The organism is Campylobacter concisus, assembly GCF_002912425.1.
GTDB classification, from domain to species: Bacteria; Campylobacterota; Campylobacteria; order Campylobacterales; family Campylobacteraceae; genus Campylobacter_A; species Campylobacter_A concisus_AH.
Window position 1 is genome coordinate 1 of sequence record NZ_POYR01000024.1, and the last position, 21,265, is coordinate 21,265.

Annotated in this window: 22 protein-coding genes and 2 pseudogenes; 20 read left to right on the top strand and 4 right to left on the bottom strand. The window is 38.5% G+C overall.

Going from position 1 to position 21,265, the window contains the following annotated elements:
- From CYP84_RS01280 to CYP84_RS01355, 16 genes and pseudogenes are all read left to right on the top strand, one after another.
- A pseudogene (locus tag CYP84_RS01280) lies at positions 1-187 on the top strand (type 4a pilus biogenesis protein PilO); the annotation flags it as partial.
- Positions 187-597, top strand: coding sequence for a hypothetical protein (locus tag CYP84_RS01285; RefSeq protein WP_103636406.1), 411 nt, complete (start codon positions 187-189; stop codon positions 595-597). The pseudogene CYP84_RS01280 and the gene CYP84_RS01285, both read left to right, overlap by 1 nt.
- Positions 575-2,101 (top strand): pilus (MSHA type) biogenesis protein MshL, encoded by a 1,527-nt coding sequence (gene mshL / locus CYP84_RS01290; protein WP_103595346.1) that lies wholly within the window; start codon positions 575-577, stop codon positions 2,099-2,101. Before CYP84_RS01285 ends, mshL begins: the two co-directional genes overlap by 23 nt.
- Positions 2,094-2,921, top strand: a complete 828-nt coding sequence (locus CYP84_RS01295) for an ATP-binding protein (RefSeq protein WP_103558079.1) — start codon at positions 2,094-2,096, stop codon at positions 2,919-2,921. Before mshL ends, CYP84_RS01295 begins: the two co-directional genes overlap by 8 nt.
- Positions 2,914-3,789 (top strand): CDC27 family protein, encoded by an 876-nt coding sequence (locus tag CYP84_RS01300; RefSeq protein ID WP_103636407.1) that lies wholly within the window; start codon positions 2,914-2,916, stop codon positions 3,787-3,789. Before CYP84_RS01295 ends, CYP84_RS01300 begins: the two co-directional genes overlap by 8 nt.
- On the top strand, positions 3,786-4,325 hold the full coding sequence (locus tag CYP84_RS01305; protein WP_103636408.1) for a hypothetical protein: 540 nt from the start codon (positions 3,786-3,788) through the stop codon (positions 4,323-4,325). Before CYP84_RS01300 ends, CYP84_RS01305 begins: the two co-directional genes overlap by 4 nt.
- Positions 4,325-6,076, top strand: a complete 1,752-nt coding sequence (locus CYP84_RS01310; protein ID WP_103567513.1) for a GspE/PulE family protein — start codon at positions 4,325-4,327, stop codon at positions 6,074-6,076. Before CYP84_RS01305 ends, CYP84_RS01310 begins: the two co-directional genes overlap by 1 nt.
- A complete protein-coding gene (locus CYP84_RS01315) occupies positions 6,073-7,308 on the top strand; it encodes a type II secretion system F family protein (protein WP_012001751.1) in 1,236 nt (411 codons plus the stop codon). The genes CYP84_RS01310 and CYP84_RS01315 overlap by 4 nt, the downstream gene beginning before the upstream one ends.
- Before the next feature lie 27 nt (positions 7,309-7,335).
- Entirely contained in the window at positions 7,336-7,836 is a 501-nt protein-coding gene (locus CYP84_RS01320; protein WP_103636409.1) for a PAS domain-containing protein, read from the top strand.
- A 550-nt stretch (positions 7,837-8,386) separates the two neighbouring features.
- Positions 8,387-9,094: pseudogene (locus CYP84_RS11190) on the top strand (methyl-accepting chemotaxis protein); the annotation flags it as partial.
- Positions 9,095-9,276: 182 nt separating this feature from the next.
- On the top strand, positions 9,277-11,382 hold the full coding sequence (locus CYP84_RS01330) for a TonB-dependent receptor domain-containing protein (RefSeq protein WP_258033868.1): 2,106 nt from the start codon (positions 9,277-9,279) through the stop codon (positions 11,380-11,382).
- On the top strand, positions 11,376-12,203 hold the full coding sequence (locus tag CYP84_RS01335) for an alpha/beta hydrolase (RefSeq protein WP_103636412.1): 828 nt from the start codon (positions 11,376-11,378) through the stop codon (positions 12,201-12,203). The genes CYP84_RS01330 and CYP84_RS01335 overlap by 7 nt, the downstream gene beginning before the upstream one ends.
- Before the next feature lie 33 nt (positions 12,204-12,236).
- The gene (locus tag CYP84_RS01340) at positions 12,237-12,482 is read left to right on the top strand and encodes an RNA-binding S4 domain-containing protein (RefSeq protein ID WP_103636413.1); all 246 of its coding nucleotides are present in this window, start codon (positions 12,237-12,239) and stop codon (positions 12,480-12,482) included.
- Positions 12,482-12,880 carry a tRNA (adenosine(37)-N6)-threonylcarbamoyltransferase complex ATPase subunit type 1 TsaE gene (gene tsaE / locus CYP84_RS01345; RefSeq protein ID WP_103595353.1) on the top strand — a complete coding sequence of 133 codons (399 nt, stop codon included), beginning with the start codon at positions 12,482-12,484 and terminating at the stop codon, positions 12,878-12,880. The genes CYP84_RS01340 and tsaE overlap by 1 nt, the downstream gene beginning before the upstream one ends.
- Positions 12,873-13,601, top strand: coding sequence for an LPS export ABC transporter ATP-binding protein (gene lptB / locus CYP84_RS01350; protein WP_103630688.1), 729 nt, complete (start codon positions 12,873-12,875; stop codon positions 13,599-13,601). Before tsaE ends, lptB begins: the two co-directional genes overlap by 8 nt.
- A gap of 3 nt (positions 13,602-13,604) precedes the next feature.
- Positions 13,605-14,855 (top strand): RNA polymerase factor sigma-54, encoded by a 1,251-nt coding sequence (locus CYP84_RS01355; RefSeq protein WP_258033870.1) that lies wholly within the window; start codon positions 13,605-13,607, stop codon positions 14,853-14,855.
- On the opposite strand, the gene CYP84_RS01360 is transcribed toward CYP84_RS01355, so the two are convergent.
- Positions 14,856-15,614, bottom strand: coding sequence for a hypothetical protein (locus CYP84_RS01360; RefSeq protein WP_103636415.1), 759 nt, complete (start codon positions 15,612-15,614; stop codon positions 14,856-14,858).
- Positions 15,615-15,730: 116 nt separating this feature from the next.
- Between CYP84_RS01360 and CYP84_RS01365 the strand changes: the two genes are divergently transcribed.
- Positions 15,731-16,465, top strand: a complete 735-nt coding sequence (locus CYP84_RS01365) for an imidazole glycerol phosphate synthase (RefSeq protein ID WP_103636416.1) — start codon at positions 15,731-15,733, stop codon at positions 16,463-16,465.
- Here the strand turns inward: CYP84_RS01365 and murG are convergent.
- Together murG and CYP84_RS01375 are read right to left on the bottom strand one after the other, a co-directional pair.
- On the bottom strand, positions 16,457-17,479 hold the full coding sequence (gene murG / locus CYP84_RS01370) for an undecaprenyldiphospho-muramoylpentapeptide beta-N-acetylglucosaminyltransferase (protein ID WP_103636417.1): 1,023 nt from the start codon (positions 17,477-17,479) through the stop codon (positions 16,457-16,459). The two genes, CYP84_RS01365 and murG, sit on opposite strands and share 9 nt — an antisense overlap.
- Entirely contained in the window at positions 17,476-18,636 is a 1,161-nt protein-coding gene (locus CYP84_RS01375) for an FtsW/RodA/SpoVE family cell cycle protein (RefSeq protein WP_103636418.1), read from the bottom strand. Before CYP84_RS01375 ends, murG begins: the two co-directional genes overlap by 4 nt.
- 91 nt (positions 18,637-18,727) lie before the next feature.
- Here CYP84_RS01375 and murI point away from each other — a divergent pair, with 91 nt between their 5' ends.
- Complete coding sequence (murI, locus tag CYP84_RS01380) at positions 18,728-19,516, top strand: glutamate racemase (RefSeq protein WP_103636419.1); 789 nt, start codon at positions 18,728-18,730, stop codon at positions 19,514-19,516.
- A 69-nt stretch (positions 19,517-19,585) separates the two neighbouring features.
- On the opposite strand, the gene CYP84_RS01385 is transcribed toward murI, so the two are convergent.
- Positions 19,586-20,176 carry a DedA family protein gene (locus CYP84_RS01385; RefSeq protein WP_103636420.1) on the bottom strand — a complete coding sequence of 197 codons (591 nt, stop codon included), beginning with the start codon at positions 20,174-20,176 and terminating at the stop codon, positions 19,586-19,588.
- Between the two features lie 105 nt (positions 20,177-20,281).
- On the opposite strand from CYP84_RS01385, the gene CYP84_RS10660 reads away from it, so the two are divergent.
- Both CYP84_RS10660 and CYP84_RS10870 read left to right on the top strand, forming a co-directional pair.
- Positions 20,282-20,449: a hypothetical protein gene (locus CYP84_RS10660; protein WP_180996355.1), complete on the top strand. Its 168-nt coding sequence runs from the start codon at positions 20,282-20,284 to the stop codon at positions 20,447-20,449.
- A 367-nt stretch (positions 20,450-20,816) separates the two neighbouring features.
- The coding region (locus tag CYP84_RS10870) for a hypothetical protein (protein ID WP_219809653.1) at positions 20,817-21,265 on the top strand (449 nt) is incomplete at its 3' end.

Consider the following 21,265-nt stretch of genomic DNA (forward strand, 5'->3'; position numbering starts at 1 on the left):
CCAAAAGATAGAGCAAATTTTAAATATAGATGTCACTTGTCTTGGAAATTTTAAAGATATGCTTAGCTATATAAACGGACTTGAAGAGTCAAAACTCGTAGTAGATCTTCACAAAATGGATATAAATTCCACTCAAAAAGATCTAGGAGCTAAGCTCTCTATCTCTGTGTGGGGTATGAAGTACTGATGAAAAAATTTGGTTTATTTTTAATTTTATCTCTTGGTCTATTTGGCAGTGAGTTTGAAGGCGAGATGAAAAACTATGATGAAGTTTTTGTTAAGATAAAGGAGCAAAGAAAAGGGCTTAATGGCAGTGAAATTTCTAGCTTGCAAGATCCTTTCAAGCTAAATTTGCCAGTTGCTCCAAAAGGCGATCAAAACACTACAAAATACTCTTCTGCAAGGGGGTTTATGCTAAAGGCCATTTTGCTAAATAAAGCAAATATAAATGGCAAGTGGTATAAAGTGGGAGATATGGTTGATGATTACAACATCACAAGCGTTCAAAATAGCAAGGTTATCATCGTAAAAGATGATGAAAAACAAGAACTAACTCTTAAAAATGGAAGTAAAAATGTTGGTATCAAAATTAAGTAAATTTATTATAACTGCGGCGTTAGCTTCATTTTTAGCTACCCCTATAATGGCAAAACCAAGCACATGCTTGAGTAAAAATTTTAGTATGAAGATCACAGATGATATAAGCCTTGGAGATGTTTTAAATCAGCTCTCTGAAATGTGTGATTTTAGTATCGTTGCAAAAGATGCTTATAGCAAAAAAGAGCTTGATGATAAAGTCTTTGGCGTAAATATTAGAAACATGAGTCTAAGCGAGGTCTTTGATCTGCTTTTAAATGAGAAAAATTTAAGCTATGAGTTTTCAAATAATGTCTTAAAAATCTCATCGCTTCAAACAAAAATTTTTAAAATAGACTATATCACCTCTATCCGTGAAGGCACAGCCATCACAAAAGCTTCAGTCGATGCCTCTCCGTCAGAAGTGGGCAATAGCTCAAGCAGTGACACTAGCTCAAACGACATAAAAAATGAAAACAACTTGATAAGAACAACTGAGAAATTTGACTTCTGGGAGAAGCTTGATGCTGAGCTAAAAGCTATCTTAAATAATAGTAGTGAGCACATCACGGCGCCAGACCCTATCATAAACCAAAATGCTGGACTTATCACGGTTACAGCGACCCCGTCACAGCTAAAACGCGTTGAAAAATATATAGCTGAGATGCAAAGAAGACTTAAAAAACAAGTCATCATCGATGTTTCTATCATCGCAGTTGATCTAAATAATGAGTATAAGCAAGGTGTTGATTGGAGTAAATTTGAGCTTGGATTTAACTCATATATAGGTAACTCAGGCACAAATGCAAGCTCAAGTGCAAGCTGGACAAACAAGGGCAACAGCTTAAGCGATGGCTTTGGCCGCACACTAAATATCGCTGCAAATTTAAACTTTAGCCTTGATGGTATGATAAATTTCCTTGAAACAAATGGCAAAACAAAGGTCGTTTCAAGTCCAAAAGTAACCACTCTAAACAACCAGCAAGCGCTAATCTCTGTGGGTGATAATATAAACTACCGCGTAATGGAAGAGACAGATAATGGTAGCAACAATAACAATAACAATAGGCTTACAACAACTTATAAGCAATACTCTGTATTTATCGGTATCTTGTTAAATTTACTTCCAGAAGTTTCAGATAACAACAAGATCATGCTTCGCATCAACCCAAGCTTAAGCAGCTTTAAGTATGCAGAAGATGACATAAGATCGCAAAATACAGCCATTAGAGAGATCGCCCCTGATACAGTTCAGAAAAAGCTCTCAACCGTCGTTCAGGTAAATAGTGGCGATACGATCATACTTGGCGGACTTATAGGACAGACTAAAAATAAGCAAAATACAGCCGTGCCACTTCTAGCTGACATACCTTTGATAGGAAGCGTCTTTAAAAGCACAAGAGATGGCGTAAAAACTACTGAGCTTATCTTTGTTATCACGCCAAGAGTTGTTGATCTTGAAGATCCAAAACCAGTTCAGCAGTCGCTAAAAGATCTAGGATTTTCTAAATCGATCTATGAGTAACGAAAATATTTATACACATATAAAAGATGTTTTCATAGATGAAGACGAGAGTTTAAATTTCGTAAATTTAGACAACTCTATAAGCTGCTACAACAAGATAGTTTTAGCTCTAAAAAAGCCACTAAAGCTTATCTTGTTTTATGGTAAGCCAGGTAGCGGCAAGACCTTTTTGTTAAACAAGATCGCAAATGATCTAAAAGAAGATAAAAGCCTCATCTTTTTTCCGCATCCATTTTTTAGCGAGGCGACATTTATCGAGGCACTTTGTGAGCAAATTTATGGCAAAAAGCTTGAAGATATAAACAACTTTGAGAGCTTTATAAAATTTTATTCAAAAGACTTTAGCAGCAAAGATGAAATTTTAAAAAATCAAATGACGGTTATCCTAGATGAAGCGCAGCTCTATCCGACTGAGCTTATCGAGAAGATAAGGCTTATGGCTGATACTAGGATGTTTAAATTCCTATTTACGATACATAAAACTGAAAATGAAGATATTTTGGCGAAAGATTATTTTCAGACTAGAATTTGGGAGAGCATCGAGCTAAGTAGTGCTGATGTAAATGAGATCATCATATACTTGCAAAGAAAGCTTAGTCAAAAAAACTATGATAAATACCTTAAATTTGACAAAAAAGACTATGAGTGCGCCTACTCATTTTGCGGTGGAAATTTAAGAACGCTAAACAAGATCATGTATAAATTCTATGAAATTTGCGAATACTACGAGCAGTATCAGCCTTCAAAGCTTAGCGGTGATAAGGCAAATATCATGATACTTACCATGGCTGCACTTGATGCGGGGCTAATCGATGCTTGAACCACAAGAAATTCAAAGACTTGAAAAGCTTTATGAGAGCTACAAGAAAAAAAATGGTGGCTTTTTGCATAAAATTTTTAATGCCAAAAACTCTAAAATTTTAATCATCGAGCTTTTGCTTATCATCATTTTGCTGGCTGCGTTGATAGTTCTAAGTTTAGAAAAAGCTCCAAGTCTTGCTAGTAAAAGTGATAAAGTTTTAGCCAAAAATGCAACCGCTGTAAAAATGGTAGAAAAAAACGAGACAAATGTAAGCGTTCTTAGTGAGCTAAAGCAAAAGAGCGAGGTTGCTAAGGCTAAATTTGAAGAGGGCAAAAAGCAAGATGAGCTAGCTGATAAGATAGCTAAAAAGCTTGAAGAGGTCGTAAAGATAAACGAGACAAACGATACTTCAAAAAATGACCCAAAAAGGCAAAGAAACTCACAAGGTTGGCTTAAGCTAAATATCCCTGATGAAGAGCCACTTAGCGAACAAAATGGCATAAACGGCATAAGCGTGCCACAAGATGAAGTGATAGATCTTGAGTCAAAGCCAGCTAGAAAGCGTGTAAATATACAAGTAACTTCAGCATCAAATGAAGAGAGCGTGCTAAGAGAACAATTTTTAAAGACAAATAATCCAACTATTGCACTTGAGCTTGCGAGATTAAATTTTAGAAATAATAATTACAAAGAAGCTATAAAGTGGTCGCTTGCTGCAAACGATATAGATAATAGCTTAGAGGAGTCATGGATCATCTTTGCAAAGTCAAAATATAAGCTAAAGCAAAGCGATGATGCCGTAAAAGCTCTAAGGGAGTATAATAAAAACTTAAACAAAGCTTCGATAAATGAGCTTATAAATAAGATAAAAAGTGGAACATTATGAGATTTTTTGCTATTTTTTTGGTTTTTGTTTGTGAAGTTTTTGCTGTTAGTCTAACCGAGATTAGGGATGACTTTAACAGCGCAAACTACGCAAAAGTCTGCAACCAAAAGGTTGAGGACTTTTTAAAAACACAAAATAACGAAGAGCAAATTTCTATGTTTGGCATCGCTTGCATAAAGATGAACGATCTAAACAGACTAGCAACTCCGATCGATAAGCTAGTAAAGAGTGAAAAATCAAGAGAAAATGCTACCTATTTTGCTGATATCTTGTTTAAGAAAAAGCTCTTATTTCACGCTATGATAGATGGCGTTGATATAAGCTATATCAGGCTTCCAAAGAGTGATTATATACTTTCATTTTTGTTTGATAAATTTGTAAAAAAAGAGTATGTCGAAGAGCTTGGCACATTTATCTTTGAAGAGCCAAATTCTGACACGAGGTATGAGATCAGTCCGACAAATGGACAAATACCAAAGCTAGTGCTTAAAATTTTTAAAAATAACGACCTGAAATCACAAATAGAGTATAGATAATGAAAAATGTAGAAAATGTAATCTTAAAAAATATAGAACAAAACGGCAAACTAAGCACATCAGATATAGAAAAGATAAAGCAGATAAGCGAGCAAGAAGGCAAAGGTCTTGTTAAAATTTTAAGAGATGAAAATTTACTAAATGACGATGACTTTATGGAAATTTTGTCTGATATTTATAGAAGAGGGCATGTAAATATCGATGAAATTTCAAACGACCTTGAGCTTGATATCAAGGCTTTTGTTAAATTTATAAGCGAGAAATTTAAGGTTTTATACTTTGATCTTGATGATATCGACATCGACTATCGTATCAGCGAAAAACTAAGCACCGCTCAGCTAAAGACATATAGCGCGATCCCAGTAAAAGAAGATGAGATAAGCGTATATGTCGCTTTTAAAAATCCATTTGACGTTATGGCTCAAGATAAGGTGCAAAATTTATTTAATAGAAAACTGCTAAAAGTTGCCATCGCTCAGCCAACTCAGATAGAAAAATATATAAGCAAGCTAGCACTAAATGAGAGCATAAAAGATGTGATAACAGAGATCAGAAGAGAGCTTTCAAGCTCGGCTAGCCAAGGTCAAAACAGTGAAAACTCTGGAATTTTAAAGCTTATAGAGATCATTTTAAAAACATCTATCCAAAGTAGAGCCAGCGACATCCACATCGAGCCAACCGAGACAAACTGCATCGTAAGAAGCAGGATCGATGGCATGCTAAGTGAGACATTTATATTTGATAAAGATATCTATCCTCCGATGGTTAGCCGTATGAAGCTACTTTCAAACATGGACATCGCAGAGCGCCGCCGCCCACAAGATGGTAGATTTTCAGCTCAAATTTTAGACAAAGAGTATGATTTTCGTATCTCGACGTTACCTATATTAAATGGCGAAAGTATAGTTTTAAGGATTTTGGATAAGTCAAAGGTCATTATAAATTTAGAAGACCTCGGCATGCACCCAGACAACTTTTCTAAATTTAAAAAGAGTATGAAAGCACCTTATGGTATCATTTTAGTCACTGGTCCAACAGGATCAGGTAAGACTACTACACTTTATGGTGCGCTAAATGATATAAAAAGCGTAAAAACCAAGATCATAACAGTTGAAGACCCGGTTGAGTATCAGCTAAATATGATCCAACAAGTGCATGTAAATGAAAAGGCTGGACTTACCTTTGTCTCAGCGCTTCGCTCTATCTTGAGGCAAGACCCAGACGTCATAATGATAGGCGAGATCAGGGATCAAGAGACACTTCGCATAGCGATACAAGCGGCACTTACTGGTCACCTTGTCTTTTCTACACTTCACACAAATGACGCCATTAGCGCGCTTCCTCGTATGATAGATATGGGCATCGAGCCTTATCTAGTAAGTGGCGCGCTCGTTTGCATAGAGGCTCAAAGGCTTGTTAGAAAGCTCTGCCCACACTGCAAACAAAAGATCACTCTATCTCAAAAGGCATTTGATGAGGTTAAGAAATTTGTCCCTGAAAACTATCAGTTTTACAAAAGTGTCGGATGTCCGCAATGCTCGCAAACTGGGTATCTTGGACGTGAGATGATAAGTGAAATTTTACCTATTAGTGATCATATAGCAAGCATGGTTGCAAATGGCGCTTCTAAAGATGAGCTTAAAAGCGTAGCTTACGAAGAGGGCTTTATAGATATGTTTCATGATGGCGTCATAAGAGCAGCAAATGGCATAACCACGCTTGAAGAAGTTTATAGGGTTGCTAAGATATGAAATACTTTGAGGTTGAGTACATTCAAAACGGCAAACGCCATAAGATGAGCCTAAGAGCGAACAATAAAAGTGAGATCAAAGATAAAGCAAATGTCACTGGTATGATCGTAAAGATCAAAGAGACGCAAACTTCTAGCATAAATAACTTTGAAAATTTACAAAATGTAATCGCAAAGGCTTTTACTAATCCAAAGGTGAAAATCCCAAATTTAGTAGCCACCATAAGGCAGCTTAGCGTTATGACAAATGCTGGAATTTCTATCCACGATAGCATTAAAGAGGTTGCAAACTCCACTGAAGATAAGCGCCTTAAATTTATATTTCAAACTATAGATGAGGAGCTAAATCAAGGCTCAAGCCTTACAAATAGCATAGAAAATTTTAAAGAAGAGCTAGGCGATGTGACGCTTGCGATGATAAGGCTTGGTGAGAGCACTGGTAATATGGCTGACGCGCTTGCAAAGCTTGCCTCTATCTTGCAAGAAGTCTGGGATAATCAGCAAAAATTTAAAAAAGCTATCCGCTACCCAATAACCGTCATCTGTGCGATCATCATAGCCTTTGTCATCCTTATGATACTTGTTGTGCCGCAGTTTAGAGAAATTTTCGAGCAGTTAAATGCAGAACTACCACTGCCAACTAAAATTTTGCTAAATATCGAATACGTCATGACAAACTACGGCTTTTATATCCTTGGAGCACTTGCGTTTATCGGATATTTGCTTAGAAAATACTACCTTGAGAGTGAAGAATTTCAAGATAAGGTCGATAAATACCTTTTGAAAGTCTATCTCATCGGCAAGATCATATTTTATTCGAATATGAGCAGGTTTAACCTCATCTTTACAGAGCTTGTTCGAGCTGGTTTACCTATAGCAGATGCCCTTGATACAGCTGTGATAACGGTTTCAAACAAGGATATCAAAAAGAAGCTAAGCGGTGTTAAGATACTTGTTGGTAGGGGCGTTAGCCTAACGGAGGCTTTTAGAGATACAAATTTATATGAAAATATGCTCATACAGATGATAAGCGCTGGCGAGCAAAGTGGTAGCTTAGACGATATGACCGGAAAAGTAACTGATTATTACAGGATGAAATTTAACGATATTATTGATAACATCTCAAACTATATAGAGCCTATCTTGCTTGTTTTTATAGCAGGTATGGTGCTTTTACTAGCTCTTGGTATATTTTTGCCGATGTGGGATCTATCAAAAGCCGTTAAAAACTAAAATAATTAAAATCTTAAAGGAGAGAAGATGTCTGAAAACAAAGAACACATGGTCGAAGAGAGCGCCTTTTTGGTCTCAAAGACCGACTTAAAAGGACGTATTACGTATTGTAACGAGCCATTTTTAAAGATAGTTGGAGCTAAGCAAGCTGAAGTCTTGGGCAAGCCTCACAACATCATAAGACACCCAGATATGCCAAGAGCTGTTTTCAAGCTACTTTGGGAGCGCATAAAAAATAAAGAAGAAATTTTTGCTTATGTAAAAAACAAAAGCTTTGATGGCGGGTTTTACTGGGTATTTGCAAATATCACAACTTCGCTTGATGTGCAAAACAATCCAGTTGGCTACTACTCAGTTAGACGCAAGCCAAATCCAAAGGCGATTGAAGTGATAGAGCCTATATATCAAAAGTTATTATCGGTAGAAAAGAGCGGTGGCATGGATGCTTCGATGAAATTTTTAACTGAATTTTTAAAAGAAAAAAATATAAGTTATGATGAATTTGTAAATAACCTACAAAGGCTATAATATGTTTGGAAAAAAACTTGACTCTATAAATGAAATTTTAAGCGTAGTAGGCTCAGCTAGAAATGGCATCTTAGAGCCTAGGATAGTAAATGTAAAAGAAAATGACCCACTTTATGAAGTAGCACTTGGCATAAATGACTTGCTTGATCAAGTTGAGGCACTTCAAAGAGAAATTTCAACCTCAATAGACGCTGCTCAAAGCGGACTAACATATAGAAATATCTTTACAGAGGGGTTTCGCGGTATATTTAAACAAAATGCCATCTCTATGAGCAACGGCGTAACTGGCATAAAAGATAGTCACAAAAGTAAAGTAAGAGGCCTACTTTCAAAAGAGCTTGACGCACTTGGCAATGGCAACGACGGTATAGAAGATGTTAGAAACGATCTAAATGAGAGCATCAAAAACCTTAGCCAAATGGCACACATGGCACAAGATACAGCTAGGATCGCTGAGGACACGACGCAAAGCATAAATGAGCTAAGCGTAAATATGAGCTCACTTGAGGAGCTGATAGAGGGCTCAAGCCACGCTATAAGCACGCTAAATAGCAGAACAGATGACATCACTTCGGTTGTAAATTTGATAAAAGATATAGCTGAGCAGACAAATTTGCTAGCTCTAAACGCAGCTATCGAAGCAGCACGCGCAGGTGAGCATGGACGCGGCTTTGCAGTTGTCGCTGATGAGGTTAGAAAACTAGCTGAAAACACTCAAAAAGCGACACATGAGATCGGCGTAAATATCCAAACACTTCAGCAAGAAGCCAAAGATATAGATGAAAACTCTAAAAAGATAGATGAAATTTCAAAGATCGCCACAGCAAATGTCGAAAATTTCAAACAAACTTTAGCTAGCTTTAACCAAAATGCAAAAGAGACAGCCCAAAGATCAAAATATGTAGAAGACAAGACCTTTGGCATCATCGCAAAGATAGCTATCATCGTTTATAAAGTGGGTGTTTATTCAGACACTGTAAATGAGCAGGGTTACGGCGACGATATAGCAAAAGACGCAGATGATCTTGTAGCGTGGTATGAAAATGAGTGCGCAAAGAGCTTTAGTCACACTAAAATTTACGAAAAATCACGCCATTTAGTGGATGAGTTTAACAAAAACATCAAAGCCATCTTGACAGAAGCTGGCAAGGGCTATAACGAGAAAAATTTAAAACATTTTGTCACTGAGTTTAGAAAGCTTGAAGATCTTAGCAGAGAGATATTTAGCTCATACAACGAAATGGTCGCTTCAAAATAACTTCAAATTTGCTAGACTCGCTTTGGGTCTAGCTCCTCTTAGATTGATTTAAATTTTATTTTCATAAATTTTTTCTACATTATCATTTAAAATTATGATAATTAATATTGTTTTTATGCTTGCTTTGTTAAATTTGCGTTTCGCTTTCATTATCAATGATTAAATTTAACAAAAGGATATCCGTGAATAGATCAAAATTTATCGCCATTTGCCTTAGTGCTTGTGTGGCAAATTCTCTCTATGCAGTAGAAAAAGAGAACAACGAAACTAAGCTAGATGGCGTCGTAGTAAGTGCGAGCGGCTTTTCGCAGCAGATAAAAGAAGCCCCTGCAAGCATAAGCGTAATAAAGGGCGAGGAGCTAACAAAAGATAGCTTTACCTCGCTTCACTCTATCGCGCAAAAAGCGCCAGGCGTAAATGTCGTTGGCGGCGAGGATGGTCCAGCTAGTGGTATCTCGATACGCGGCATGGAAAAATCTCAAACTCTAGTTTTAATTGATGGCAAAAGAGTAAATTCAAGCAGCGCAAATCCAAAGGGCGGAGCAGGGGACATGAACTCAAATTTCATCCCGCCAGCCGAGGCGATCGAGCGTATAGAGGTTATCCGTGGCCCTATGAGCTCGCTTTATGGTAGCGACGCGGTTGGAGGCGTTATAAATATCATTACCAAAAAAGACTTTTCAAAATTTAGCGGCAACGTCGGCATATCAACCACGATAAACACTCACAAAGGCATAGGCGATGGCAGGCAGGGCGACTTTTATCTAAATTTACCTCTTTATAAGGACCTTTTCGCGCTTCAGCTTTGGGGCTATAAAAAGCTAAGAGATGAGGATAATTACAAAGGTGGCTATCAAGAGAGCGATAAGAGAAATTTAACCGCAAAACTTTGGATCACTCCAGATGAGCATAATAAATTTTTCATCCTTGGCTCAAACGAAAAACACGACTATTCGCGAACAGTCGGCAAAACAGCCACTATAAAGACAAATAAGGTTTTAAACGCCTATGACTACGAAAAAAAGAGCTATGGCGTGGGCTATCTTGGTGAATTTGATAGCCTAAATGCCGATCTTAGCTACATTTATGACCAGACGCAAAGAACGAGCCTTTTTGATAAATTTATACCAGCAAAAGCCAAAAATCACAACTTCAACTCTAAATTTACAACCTTTTTTGGCGCACACACTCTAACTTTTGGTTATGACTTTAGTAAGCAAAATGTCGGCACGACATTCATCGTCTCAAACGCCTCAAGAAACGGCTTAAAAGATCCAAAGACCTACTCGATGAGCGAGCATGCGGGATTTATCGAGGATGAGTGGCAAATTTTAGATGAGAAGCTCTTTTTAACGCTTGGCTCAAGACTTACGCACAATGAATTTTTTGGCAACCACCTCTCGCCAAGAGCCTACCTAGTCTATAACGCCACAGATACGCTAAGCTTAAAAGGCGGCGTAGCAACTGGCTATAAAACACCAAATGTCAATCAAATCTCCCCAGAAGTAGGCACTATTCAAAAGGCTTGGAGTATAGTTGATTTTGGCAACAAGGACCTAAAACCAGAAAAGAGCACGACTTATGAAGTAGGGGCATATTATGACAATCAAGCTGACTTTAGAGGCTCGGTGACGCTTTTTAGAAATGAATTTAAAGATAAGATCCTAGACACTGACGGCAGTAATGTAAATAAAATTCCAGCCTTTGGTCCTTGCCCGCCAAGCGCAAAAATCCCAAGTGTGGGTTGCCCTGGCTGGGGAACTTACTTTAACATAGAAGGTGCGACCGTTTGGGGCGTGGAGCTAAGTGGCGATTATGACATCCTTTCAAATCTAAATTTAAGCTCAAACTATACCTATAATAAATCAAAGATAAAAACTGGCAACCCAACGATAAACACGCCAAGAGGCCCTATGAAATTTAGCGAGACAAACCTAGCTAGACTTGATGGCAAAAGCCTAACAGCAACGCCAGAGCACACACTTCACGCCACGCTTACATATAAGCCTGTAAAAAGCGTCAAGACATTTTTTGGCGCAAACTACGAGAGCAAGCTAACAAGCGTAAATTTTGGTGCTGGCAACAGAATAAGAGAGAACACAAAAGACCTACTAACCTTTGATACAGGTGTAAGCTGGGACGCAAACAAGCACCTAACGCTTAGCCTAAATGCCTACAATATCTTTGATAAAGTAAGATACGATGAGGCGTTAGCAGACGACGGCAACTACTACTGGTATCCGCAAGAGGGCAGGAGATTTTGGTTTAAGGTCGCTGCAAAATGGTAAGAGCCTTTAAAATTTTGCTTTTTACGCTTGGCGTGACGCAGACTTTGCACGCAGGACCTAGCCAAACGCCTGAGCCACTTAGCCAAAAAGCTGCTAGTAAATTTGAAATTTCAACCTTTAAAATGAGCGCAAATGATGAAATTTATAAAATTTTCACAGCTAAGCTAAAGGGGCAAAATGAGTTTAAAAATGTGCTTTTCTTGCTTGACGCAAACGCCCAGTTTAACATGCTTTTAAATGAATTTGATGGCAAGGCTGCCCCGCTAATAATAGGCATAGGATATGACACAGACAAAAGCTATGAGGTAGAAAAACGCACAAGAGACCTCACGCCAAAGGCGAAGGGCGAGGAGTTTAGCAAAGGTGGGGGCGCTGACGCGTTTTGCCACTTTTTAACTAGAAATTTAGTGCCACTAATTGATCAGAAATTTAACGTGCAGGGCAGCCAAAAAAGTCTTTATGGACACTCTTTTGGCGGGCTTTTTACGCTCTATGCCTTGCTAAAAAATGATGGCGTATTTTCAAATTTCTTTATCGCTTCGCCATCTCTTTGGTGGGGTGAGTCTGAAATTTTAAAGCAAAATGTGAATGATGGTAAATTTAAAGAGAAAATAAGAGCTAAATTTGTCTTTCTTAGCGTTGGCGAGCTTGAAAAGAGAAAGGGCAAGACAGACAAAGCTGGCATTTTAAAGGCGAGCGATCTAGCCCAAATTTTAAAGCAAAGTGGCGTAAATTCTCACTTTGAGCTATTTAAAAATGAAACCCATGGCAGCGTCATACCTCTAAATTTAAAAGAGCTTTTAAAATATCTGAAGGATTAAAAATTTAAGGCTATTTTTGTTAAAATCCGCCGCATGAGAGTAGATAAATTTTTAAACGTAGTAAATATCACCAAAAGGCGTGCCGTTAGCGAAGATATGTGCAAAAGCGGCGTTGTGAGCATCAACGGCGTGCAGGCAAAAGCAGCAAAAGATGTTAAGGTTGGCGACGTTATCACTATCAAATTTCTAGCTCGCGAGGCGAGATACGAGGTGCTAGCGATCCCTGCCACAAAAAGCATACCAAAAAGCGCTCAAAGCGAATATGTAAAAGAGCTTTGATGGTTTTTGAGCTTTTGGAAAATGAGCTTAACGAGCTTGTGCGGGTGCTGCCAAAAAGTGGCGTGGTGCTACTAAATGGCGATCTAGCAAGTGGCAAAACGACGCTTGTAAAGGCGATCATCAAGGCTCATGGCATAGATGAGAGCGTGACGTCGCCGACATTTTCTTTGATGCAAATTTATGGTAAAGATATCTACCACTACGACATTTACCAGATCGGTTTTGACGGGATGGCAAAAAATGGCCTTTTTGAAAATTTATTTGAAGAGGGGCTTCATCTGGTAGAGTGGGGCGATGAAAATTTAGAAAAAGCTCTAAAGAAAAACGGCGAGAGCTATACATTAGTAAAAATTTCTCCTAGCAAAAATGGCAGAAAATACGAGGTTATAAGTGCATAAACTAGAAGTAAAAGATCTAAAAAAGACGATTAAGAAAAGTGAGATCATAAAAGGCATATCTTTAGAGGTAAATAGCGGCGAAGTCGTGGGGCTTCTTGGGCCAAATGGTGCGGGAAAGACGACCACTTTTTATATGATCTGTGGGCTCATCTCGCCAACTAGCGGAGATGTCTTTTTAAACGACGAAAAGATCACAAATGTCCCGCTTCACAAAAGAGCGCACCTTGGTATTGGCTATTTGCCGCAAGAATCAAGCATATTTAAAGAGCTAAGCGTAGAAGAAAATTTACTTCTTGGGGCTGAAATTTTAAATCAAAGCAAAGAATATATCTCCAAAAGAGTAAATGAGATGCTAAATATGCTAAATATCGAGCCTATCCGCCTAAGAAAGGGCGTTAGCCTAAGTGGTGGCGAGCGCAGACGCTGTGAGATCGCTAGAAGCCTCATCATTAAGCCAAAATTTTTGCTGCTTGATGAGCCATTTGCAGGCGTCGATCCTATCGCAGTTAGCGACATACAAAGTATCGTTAGAGACCTTAAAAAGCTAGGCATCGGCGTTTTGATAACTGACCACAACGTCCGTGAGACGCTAGCCATTTGCGACAGAGCCTACGTCATCAAAGATGGCTCACTACTAGCAAGCGGCAGTGCGAGCGAAGTGGCAAACAATAAGCTCGTAAGAACGCACTATCTTGGCGAAGAATTTAAGCTACTTGAGTAGATGATGCTAAGGCAAAAGCAAACTTTAGCGCCAAAGATCAAACTAAACCAAACGCTAAGAAGCTGGCTTCCTATCCTTCAAAGCGGGCTTGACGAGCTAAAAGAGACGCTTGAGCCTTTTATAAAAGAGAACCCTTTTGCCACGATCGAGCATAAAAATTTAGAAAAAAGCGAAAAAAGGCGAAATTTTTTCGAGCAGGTTAGCAAAAACTCGGTTAGCGAGAGCATCGAGGCTTTAAGCATCTATAAAGAAAGCCTCTATGAAAAGCTCGTTAGCCAGATAAATCCACCACTTTTCCCCACGCAAAAGTCCCAAGATATCGCATATAAGATCATTGAGTGTTTAGATGATGAGGGTTATTTTTCTTATAATGATGAAATTTTTACTGGCCTTTGCGAGAGCGAAGTAGAGCGAGTTAGGGCTAGATTTGCCTACCTTGAGCCATGTGGCGTGGGCGCAAAGGATCTTAAAGAGAGCTTTTTGTTTCAGCTTGGCGAGGCAGAGGCCAGTGAAGAGATCATAGAGTGCGCGAAAAAGATCATCTTAAATTTTGAAAATATAGAAAAGCTTAGAAAACTTAAATTCTATGACGATGCGCTAAAAATAATAAAGAAATTTAAAAATCCCCCAGCCATTGAGTATCTTGAAGATGAAAAAGAGGCAGTGCCTGACATCTTCGTGCTAAGCACAAGTAGTGGCATAAGCGTGCAGATAAATGACGAGTATTATCCTGAAATTTCTATCGACACCGAGGGACTAGACGAGAAAGAGGCCTTTGTGAGCTCACGCATAAAAGAGGCTAGCGAGCTCATAGACGCCCTTGAGATGAGAAAGGCGACACTTTATAAGATAGGGCTCATGATAGTTGAGTATCAGTACGACTACTTTTTGGGTGGTGACATAAAGCCTATGAAGCTAAAAGACCTAGCTGACGAGCTTGGGCGCAACCCTTCAACCATCTCAAGAGCGATCGCGAACAAATATCTAAGCTCCCCAAGAGGCACGGTCGCACTTAAAAATTTCTTCGCAACTGGCTTTGACGAGGAGACTTCAAACGCCGCGATAAAGGAATTTTTGCTAGAGCTTATCAAAAATGAAGATCATAAAAAGCCACTTTCTGATCTAAAAATCCAAGAGCTAATCCAAGCTAAATTTAACATCCAAATCGTTCGCCGAACTATAACCAAATACCGCAAAATCCTAAACATCGGCAGCTCAAGCCAACGAAAAAAGATCTATCAGATAAATGGCTAGTTACCACTCATTTATGGCAAAAAGCGTGGCTTTGCGCATCTGCGTAAAAAGCTCACTGCTAAGCTCATCATACTCTTTGCCTCGTCTTTTATGCTGCGCCCAGCCTGCTGCGTCGTCGTTCCAAGAGCCCATGCCACCAAAGACATCAGCCGCACTTGCCGCAGTAAAAAGGGCTAAATTTAGCTTTGGCATAAGTGGCGCATTTAGGACATTTTGCTCTATATTTTCTGGCTCGTTTAGCGCTTTTAGCCCCTTTCTAAAGCAGTCGCCAAAGTTCTCACACTCTATCTCATCTGCGAATTTAGCGATCTTAGTTAGGATATCTTTAAACTCCAAAGTGTTGTCACTAAATTTTTGAATTTCTGGCACGCTATCTAGGCTAAATTCTTTATAGACTATATCCCAGCCCCTTTTATCTTCTTCAAAGCTCCAGTGCGGCACGAAGTAGCTCATCTTATCTTTATAGATGCAAATGATCGACTTGTAGCTTGCATTTGAAAAGCCTTGCAGCGAGCGCTCCTTCGATGAAACCGTCAAATTTGTAGCAAATCTCACATCGCTTAGCCCAAGCTTTTTGGCGTGCTTAAACCACTCATTTATGCTGGCTTGCTCTCTTTTTTCTTGATTGCCCTCTAAAATATAGTCAAAAACTAGGCTTTTTATATATTTTTCATCTTTGTAGTCTAACTCTAAATTTGACCTTAACGCTTGCTTTATGGAGGCTACGATAATGCAAGCGTTAAAAACTTCACCATTCATTTTTGCTCCTTTTTGAGATATTTTATTAAAAGAAGCATAAATTTATCTCTTTAAGGATTGCAAGCGAAAACTTCAGCTTTTTATAGTAAAATAGCCAAAAATTTCAAAGAGGCAAAATGGATTTTAATGAGATTGAAAAGCTGATAAGCACGCTTAAGAAAAACTTGGAAGTTATCGAAAACAACGGCGTTGTCGAGCCTGAAACAAAGATCGATGCGCTTACTTTTAATAAAAATGTCGAAGAGATCAAAAAAAGACTTTATAACACAACAGACGAGGGCAGTTTTTTTAAAAATGTCTTTAATACTGAAGATTACTACGAAAACATTAGCTCATACCTCGAGCAGACAAACAAAAGCTTATACTACAAGATAGAAAAGGCTGGCGTGAGCCTAAAGACTAATCAAAATTTGCAAGAGAGCCTGACAAACATCTCAAACATCATGCAAATTTTAGTTGCCGAGTATCAGATACAAAATAAAAAAAAGAAAAAAAGTATCTTCTCAAGAAGTGGCGACACAGCGATGATAAGAGGGCTACTTGCAGAGCTAATGGAGCTACAAAATAGGATGAATAAAATTTTACATCTCGACTCTCAAATCGTCTCAAACGTAGTTTTGGAAAATTTTAAAACTATCTACACATTTTTTTACAACTGCATAAGAGTGGCTAAACAAAGGGGCGACGAGCTACTTTTGGTTGAGATCGCTGGCATCACAGATAGGATCATTGAGATGATAAGACCAGTGCTTTCAGGCAAAAGCCTAAAGACAAATGAGCTTATCTATCACTATCTCATTTACGAGCTACGAGAGCTAAAAGCCTACGCCATAGGCGAGGATCTAGCTTAAAATTTTATCCACTATCTCTTTTGCCCCATTTGGCAAAAGGATACCTTTTAGGGCTTTGCTGCTTTTGTTTAGATCAAAGCTATCGATCATTTTTATGACTTCATCTTTGTCTAAATTTTCGCCATTTTGCAAGCAAATTTCAGCTATGCCTTTATCTTTTAGAAATTTAGCGTTATAAAACTGGTGATTGCCAGCAGCATAAGGAAATGGCACAAAGATAGAAGGCAGGGCATTTGCGCAAAGCTCCCAAAGCGAGCTAGCTCCAGCTCTTGATATGGCAAGATCAGCCTCACTCATCTTCTTTTCTATCTCTTTGCTAAAGTCAAAAATTTCTAAATTTGCTTCGCTAAAGCCAAGCTCATCATATCTTTTTTTAAGCTCATCAAGGGCGTTTTTGCCGCATTGATGAATGATCTTTATCCCTTTTTCTTTAAGATATGGGACTAAATTTATAGCTAGCTCGTTTATCGCTTTTGCACCTTGTGAGCCACCTAAAAATAGTATCGTTTTTAGCTCGTCTCTTGTTCTTTGGCTTTCAAAAAATTTATTTGCCACAGGGTAAGGGCAGGGTGAGAGCTCATCATAAGAGCTAAAAAAGCCCTTTGCGTATGGCTTTAAAATTTTATTTAGCTTGCCAGTTACGGCATTTTGCTCGTGGATGAAAAGTGGCGTTTTTGAGATGATGGCTGCTATGGCTGCTGGCGCTGCTGAGTAGCCTCCCACGCTGATGACTGCTTTAACGCCATTTTCTTTAAAAATTTGCCTGCATTTTAGAGCTAGGCTTATGATATTTGTTAGTGATTTTAGCTTGGCAAGACCTCTTTTATTTACGACGCCACTGCTTGGTAAAAAGAATTTTTTTGCAAATTTATCATCATTTTCAAACCAAAATTTATCCTGACCGCTAGTTGAACCGATGAAGATAGGCTTTATGCCTCGTCTATTTAGCTCCTCGCAAAAGCTTCTAGCGATCGCCAAATGTCCGCCAGTGCCGCCACCACAAATAACTATCATAGTTTTGCCTTTTTACTAACCATCAAGACCATGCCGATGCCGATGCATATAGCAAGCACGGAGCTGCCGCCGTAGCTAAGAAATGGCACAGCGATACCTTTTATCGGCGTGATCGATGTGATGCCGTAGCTATTCATCAAAAATGAAAATGACAAGATAAGCCCGATACCAAGTGAGAATAGGTGATAGACCTTGTTTTCGCTCCTAGCTGAAATTCTAAATATCCTATAAAGTAGCGTGATAAAGATCGCTGTGATGCACAAAATGCCAAAAACTCCGACCTCTTCAGCTATGCCAGCTAGCACGAAGTCTGTATGCACCTCGCTTAAAAAGCCAAGCTTAAATATCCCAGCTCCAAGCCCCTCGCCAAAAAACTCGCCGTGTTTAATTGCATTTAGTGAGTGAGAAATTTGATATGGCTCTGGCGCGTCTGCCACTCTAAGCACGTTTGCCACGCTGTCTGGCAAGAAAGAGAGAACCATGTTTTGTATCGTGCCCCACCATGATTTTATACGCAAAATTCTGTGCTCAGAGCTAACTATCGCCACCGTCATGACAAAGGCAGCACCCAAGATACCGATACCAAAGAGCCTAACGCTAGCCCCTGCAAAAAGCGCCATCGTCACAAAGGTAAGCGCCAAAACTACAACCTGACCAAGGTCGTTTTGCATAACGGCGATAAGAAAGATAGCGATACCAAAAAGAATGATATAAGGCAAAAGTATCTTTAGCTCAGCCATCAAAGTCCTCTTGCCGTCGCTAAATTTTCTAGTAAAACTCCACGCCAAAAAATAGACAAAACCGACTTTGAAAAACTCAACAGGCGCAAGTGAGAGGCCAGGCAGCCTGATCCAGCGTCTAGCGCCTCCAGAGTCAGTCACCATCGAAGCTGGCAAGGCGTGCATTAGCCCCATAGCGATACCACACGAGATAAGCAGTCCAAAGCCTATCCAAACGAGCGCTTTGTCGGGATTTAGCCTAGATAGCCACCACATGATGAAGATGCCGATGCAGCCAACTACAAACTGGCGGATGAAAAAGTGAAATTCGTCGTAGTTAAAAAATAAAACTGTAAAAACTGGCAAGGATAGTGAAAAAATGATGCTTATGGCGATCAAAGTCGCGCAAAGATAGAAAATAACCTTATCAACTGCCAAATTTAGCTCCAACTTTAAAATGAGCCAAAGTATAATAAAAAACGGCTTACAAAGATATTATTTGCTATAATTGCAGGCTTTAAGGATGGGCATGAAGATAGGTATATTTGACTCGGGGCTTGGCGGACTTAGCGTCTTAAACGAAGCTTTAAGCAAGCTTAGCGAGCATGAATTTTTATATTATGCAGACGTGAAAAATGTCCCATACGGACAAAAGAGCAGGGATGAAATTTTAAAATTTAGCTTTGATGCGGTGAAATTTCTTGTCAAAAATGGCGCAGAAGCTGTCGTTGTGGCGTGCAACACCGCAACAAGCGTGGCGATAAAAGAGCTTAGAGCAAATTTAAGCGTGCCGATCATAGGCATGGAGCCAGCTGTAAAAAAAGCTCACGACCTAAGCCATGATAATGCCCTAAAAACGCTTGTCATCGCCACTCCAGTCACCGTAAATGGCGCAAAGCTAAAAGAGCTAATCACAAATTTAAACGCAAAAGATAAAACCGAGCTACTTGCTCTGCCTCGCCTTGTAAATTTCGCTGAAAAGGCTGAGTTTGAGAGTGAAAACGTGAAGTCATATCTAAAAGATGAGCTAGCTGAATTTGATCTAAGTAAATTTGACTTTTTGGTGCTTGGCTGCACGCATTTTAACTATTTTAAAGATAGCTTAAGAGAAATTTTGCCAGCAAATATAAGCATAATAGACGGCAACGAAGGGACGGTAAAGCGCCTCATGAGCGAGCTTGGACTTGCGGTTTCAAATGTAAAATTAACTCCAAGTGTAAAATTTTTCTACTCAGGTGACGAGGTGTGCGAGCAAAGTGAGCTAGAGAAAATTTCAAGAAATTTAGCTCGCCTAGAAAAAATGAGAGTGATCAGCTAGGCTAAATTTATCTAAAAATTTGAGCCAAATTTAGCAAAATACACTAAATTTTATGTATTTTTATATGTATTATTTCTTTCTTTGCTTTACTATATAGATAGCACTTATTACCGCAACCACAGTTAAAAGAGCGATCGTGATAGTTAGAAGCGTCTGTTTGTCTGGATTTGAGCCTAGAAAGTAGCCAACTCCAAGCAAAACCGCACACCAAATCCCAGCGCCAAGCGTGGTAAATAGGCAAAATCTAAAAATATTCATCTTAGCAAGTCCAGCTGGCAGGCTGATATACTGACGAATTCCTGGGATGAGGCGTGAGTTAAAGGTCGAAATTTCGCCGTGTTTATTAAAAAATGCTTCAAATTTATCCATCTTTTCGTGAGTGATGCCGACAAATTTGCCGTATTTTAAGATGATCTCACGTCCAAAAAAGTAGCAAAGATAGTAGTTAAAAATGGCTCCAAGCAAGCTACCAAGCGTGCCTGAGATAAAGGCAAGCGCTAGGCTCATCTCGCCTTTGTGAGCTAGATATCCAGCTGGTATCATCGCCACTTCGCTTGGAAATGGAAAAAATGAGCTCTCCAGAAACATCATTACAAATATGCCAGCATAGCCCCAGCTGCTCACGCTTGAAACGATAAAGTCAATAATGTCATGTAGCATTTTTACTCCGAAATTTATCTTAAAATGAGGCATTGTAGCAAAGTGCCGCTTAAGTATTTGAGTATATATAATATAATTTCAAAACATCAAATTTTAAGGATAAAAATGGCATTTGAAAATGCGATTATCACAAAAGAGGATAATGAAAAGTATGGCCTTACTAACATTTTTCTTAAATATAATCCATCCGATAAGGGTTTGCCTGATCAATGGTATTGGATTATAGACAAGGAGCGCGACTGCTGGCGTATGGAGAGCGGCTTTTTTTCATGATCCAAAGGTGGATCATGGGTACCTTTCAAAAAGCCTATGGATACTTTATTATCAAGGTGAAATGTTTGAAATCATACTAGAAAATGAGTTATATAATAAAACAATAGACCATGTATCTTATGATAAAGTATGGCTTTTATTAGACGTAAAGCCGATTACTTATAACGCATTGGTCATTTTGGAAATTTTTGCGCTATTAAAAGATCTATGGATTGGGTGGTGCATGGAGAGAGGCTTATTCGTCAAACTACAAAGTGATACTATTAGATAAATTAGAAAGATGATTTTGACAAAATACAAAGATGTAGCTCTCTTTGAAGTGTATAATAGCCAAATATAAGTAAAAAATAGAGAGGATTGTTTGGTTGTGAAAACTATTTTATTTTGGCTATTTACAGAGATACAAAGTAAAGAACTTGGATTTGTTGCTATTAGGTGTAGCGCGGTTTTAAAAAACTTAATAAATTTTAGTAAGCTTAAATTTCTAATCGCTTTGCTTTGTTTGTTTTGTTGTCTTGACATTAGTATCACAAACAAATTTGATTATTTTGTATATAGCTTGGCCTATTTGATCATTGAGATATCATTGCCATTGTTTATTCTTTATATTTTCATAGATAAAAACAGCATTCTAAAAGATATCAATATCTTAAAAATAGACTTAACACCACTTCTTATGATAATTCTTTCAGGCTGCTTTTTGATATTTATATACATATATGCAAAAGAATATTTTTTATATTTTTTATTGATAACGCCAATATTATTTTTTGCTTTTGTTATTAGAAGCATAAATTTTGTTTTATTTCATATACC

Excerpts from the sequence above, each read along its gene's own strand:
- CYP84_RS01285 (WP_103636406.1), top strand. The coding sequence starts at position 187 with ATGAAAAAATTTGGTTTATTTTTAATTTTATCTCTTGGTCTATTTGGC.
- mshL (WP_103595346.1), top strand. The coding sequence starts at position 575 with ATGTTGGTATCAAAATTAAGTAAATTTATTATAACTGCGGCGTTAGCT.
- CYP84_RS01295 (WP_103558079.1), top strand. The coding sequence starts at position 2,094 with ATGAGTAACGAAAATATTTATACACATATAAAAGATGTTTTCATAGAT.
- CYP84_RS01300 (WP_103636407.1), top strand. The coding sequence starts at position 2,914 with ATGCTTGAACCACAAGAAATTCAAAGACTTGAAAAGCTTTATGAGAGC.
- CYP84_RS01305 (WP_103636408.1), top strand. The coding sequence starts at position 3,786 with ATGAGATTTTTTGCTATTTTTTTGGTTTTTGTTTGTGAAGTTTTTGCT.
- CYP84_RS01310 (WP_103567513.1), top strand. The coding sequence starts at position 4,325 with ATGAAAAATGTAGAAAATGTAATCTTAAAAAATATAGAACAAAACGGC.
- CYP84_RS01315 (WP_012001751.1), top strand. The coding sequence starts at position 6,073 with ATGAAATACTTTGAGGTTGAGTACATTCAAAACGGCAAACGCCATAAG.
- CYP84_RS01320 (WP_103636409.1), top strand. The coding sequence starts at position 7,336 with ATGTCTGAAAACAAAGAACACATGGTCGAAGAGAGCGCCTTTTTGGTC.
- CYP84_RS01335 (WP_103636412.1), top strand. The coding sequence starts at position 11,376 with ATGGTAAGAGCCTTTAAAATTTTGCTTTTTACGCTTGGCGTGACGCAG.
- CYP84_RS01340 (WP_103636413.1), top strand. The coding sequence starts at position 12,237 with ATGAGAGTAGATAAATTTTTAAACGTAGTAAATATCACCAAAAGGCGT.
- tsaE (WP_103595353.1), top strand. The coding sequence starts at position 12,482 with ATGGTTTTTGAGCTTTTGGAAAATGAGCTTAACGAGCTTGTGCGGGTG.
- CYP84_RS01355 (WP_258033870.1), top strand. The coding sequence starts at position 13,605 with ATGCTAAGGCAAAAGCAAACTTTAGCGCCAAAGATCAAACTAAACCAA.
- CYP84_RS01360 (WP_103636415.1), bottom strand. The coding sequence starts at position 15,614 with ATGAATGGTGAAGTTTTTAACGCTTGCATTATCGTAGCCTCCATAAAG.
- CYP84_RS01365 (WP_103636416.1), top strand. The coding sequence starts at position 15,731 with ATGGATTTTAATGAGATTGAAAAGCTGATAAGCACGCTTAAGAAAAAC.
- murG (WP_103636417.1), bottom strand. The coding sequence starts at position 17,479 with ATGATAGTTATTTGTGGTGGCGGCACTGGCGGACATTTGGCGATCGCT.
- murI (WP_103636419.1), top strand. The coding sequence starts at position 18,728 with ATGAAGATAGGTATATTTGACTCGGGGCTTGGCGGACTTAGCGTCTTA.
- CYP84_RS01385 (WP_103636420.1), bottom strand. The coding sequence starts at position 20,176 with ATGCTACATGACATTATTGACTTTATCGTTTCAAGCGTGAGCAGCTGG.
- CYP84_RS10660 (WP_180996355.1), top strand. The coding sequence starts at position 20,282 with ATGGCATTTGAAAATGCGATTATCACAAAAGAGGATAATGAAAAGTAT.